This window comes from Faecalibacterium sp. BIOML-A4 (assembly GCF_009679665.1).
In the GTDB taxonomy this organism is placed as follows: Bacteria; Bacillota; Clostridia; order Oscillospirales; family Ruminococcaceae; genus Faecalibacterium; species Faecalibacterium taiwanense.
The window spans coordinates 1-1,469 of the sequence record NZ_WKZG01000045.1 but is presented as its reverse complement, the minus strand read 5'-3'; the positions used below and the strand labels follow the sequence as shown (position 1 = coordinate 1,469).

2 protein-coding genes and 1 pseudogene are annotated in these 1,469 nt (G+C 44.3%); all 3 read left to right on the top strand.

What is annotated here, in order from left to right:
• The first annotated feature begins 151 nt into the window (after positions 1-151).
• The gene (locus tag GKG34_RS15585; RefSeq protein ID WP_223383275.1) at positions 152-355 is read left to right on the top strand and encodes a helix-turn-helix transcriptional regulator; all 204 of its coding nucleotides are present in this window, start codon (positions 152-154) and stop codon (positions 353-355) included.
• A gap of 275 nt (positions 356-630) precedes the next feature.
• The gene (locus tag GKG34_RS15580; protein WP_015565819.1) at positions 631-966 is read left to right on the top strand and encodes a hypothetical protein; all 336 of its coding nucleotides are present in this window, start codon (positions 631-633) and stop codon (positions 964-966) included.
• 191 nt (positions 967-1,157) lie between these two features.
• A pseudogene (locus GKG34_RS15575) lies at positions 1,158-1,469 on the top strand (hypothetical protein); the annotation flags it as partial.

Sequence of the window (1,469 nt, the reverse complement as noted above, 5' to 3'; positions counted from 1 at the left end):
GCAGAGTTCCTTACCGACAGCTATGGCGTGGTGCATAACCAACCGGTTTTGGTTTCTCTTAACACCAAATATTCGCCGATCCTTATATCTCCAGAGCAAAGATTCGAGGTTGTTGGAAAAGTTTTGAACTAAAAAGATGGGAGGAGTTTTTGTGGATACGATCAAGCGTGTTCAGGATTTGATGCAAGTGCGTGATATGAATCTATGTGTATTGGCAAAGAAATGCGGAATATCGTACTCCACGATTCAAACCACCGCCCGTCGGGGAGGGCAGTTAAGCGTAGAGACGATTGAAAGAATTTGTCAGGGTTTAGGAATTACATTAAAAGACTTCTTCGATTCCTCCTACCTGTAAATATAGGGGCAGCAAAAAAGCCGTTCGCCACGCTGGAAAATCTGCGTGGTGAACGGCTTTAATACTGCTTCTATTTATCCTTTGGTAATCTCCAGATAAACACTAATCTCCATGATTGTTACCATTGAAGGAATACATTTGCGACGATCTTCGGGCATACCGAATAAGATTTGCATTGGCAGTTGAAGACGGCTCATGTTACCTATTGCAATTCTGACTATTTGGAAATATACTTGTAAGTATCAAATTATTTCACTTTATGGGAGGAAATTATTATGGCAAGACCCAAGGGAAGCAAGAATAAGGCTCGTACTGTAAAGGCCAGCGTTGATTATGTAGCAGTCATTGCAGAAAAGGCCGCAAAAAAAGAGAAAATCGAATCTGAGGTTGCTACGTTGACTGCAAATCTCGATGATCTGAAGACGCAGCTGAAAGCCAAGAAAGCAGAATTGAAAGCCGCCACCAAGGAACTTGCCAAAGCCGAAAACAAAAAAGCTGCCGCCGAAGCAAAAGCAGCAGAAGAAGCAAAGAAGGGCGAAGCAGAAGATGTGCTGAAGAAGCTGCTTGCCAGCGGTATGACGGCTGAAGAAATCCTTGCAAAGCTCCAGTAATGCAATATGATGAACTGGACAAGCTGCTGAAGTAAAGGAAGGGGCTGTTGCACAAGGATAAAACCGGTGTAACAGCCTCTTTTTCATTCATGCTGCAATTTTTTCAGCTTTTCAAACGTATCTAAATTAAAGTGGCATATCATCTTCCTATTTCACAAATCCTTGCCGTTTTCAGACAGGAGGTTGCTTTTATGAAAGTATCTGCCGACTATCGTATGCTCGCTCTCGATGCCCTGCGCGGAAAATGGAAAACTGCTGTTTTGACAGGTATTGCCGCCAGTGCGCTCGGTGCTACCATTGTGAGCAGTTCCAACAGTGCCGTATCCAATTCCAATCAGGCAAAGGACATCCATTTTGAACTGTTCTCCCAGCCCAACGGCGGTCGGCTGCTTGCTGTTCTGCTTGCCGGCATTGTTCTGTGGGCAGTCCTCCAACTGATCGTGGGCGGTGCAGTTCAACTGGGATATGCTCATTTTAATCTGAACCTTGTAGATGGAAATGAT

Coding starts and splice junctions, on each gene's coding strand:
- GKG34_RS15580 (WP_015565819.1), top strand. CDS start 631: ATGGCAAGACCCAAGGGAAGCAAGAATAAGGCTCGTACTGTAAAGGCC.